Source organism: Flavobacterium solisilvae, from assembly GCF_012911605.1.
In the GTDB taxonomy this organism is placed as follows: Bacteria; Bacteroidota; Bacteroidia; order Flavobacteriales; family Flavobacteriaceae; genus Flavobacterium; species Flavobacterium solisilvae.
Map to the genome: position 1 here is coordinate 1 of NZ_JAAMPT010000135.1, position 412 is coordinate 412.

Consider the following 412-nt stretch of genomic DNA (forward strand, 5'->3'; position numbering starts at 1 on the left):
CGCGAACTCAAGAAAGTTGGAGTTACAGTTCAACTTATGTGGGAGCGATATATTACTATACATCCTGATGGTTTTAAGAGTTCTCAATTTAGACATCACTTTAAAATATGGAGTAAACGCGTTAATCCAGTAATGCATATGAATCACAAATCGGGTGATAAATTGTATGTAGATTATGCTGGAAAGACACTCTCTATTATTGATAAAAATACAGGAGAGATTAAAGAAGTCCAGTTTTTTGTTGCCATACTAGGTGCAAGTCAACACACATATGCAGAAGCTTCAATGAGCCAACAGAAAGAAGATTTTGTAACTTCTGTAGAGAATGCTATGCGTTTTTTTGAAGGCGTTCCAGCAGCAATTGTTCCAGATAATCTAAAGTCAGCCGTGATTAAAAGTAGTCGTTTTGAAC

The 412-nt window shown here is 35.9% G+C and carries 1 pseudogene; it reads left to right on the plus strand.

What is annotated here, in order from left to right:
- Positions 1–412, plus strand: a pseudogene (locus G6042_RS00630) (IS21 family transposase); the annotation flags it as partial.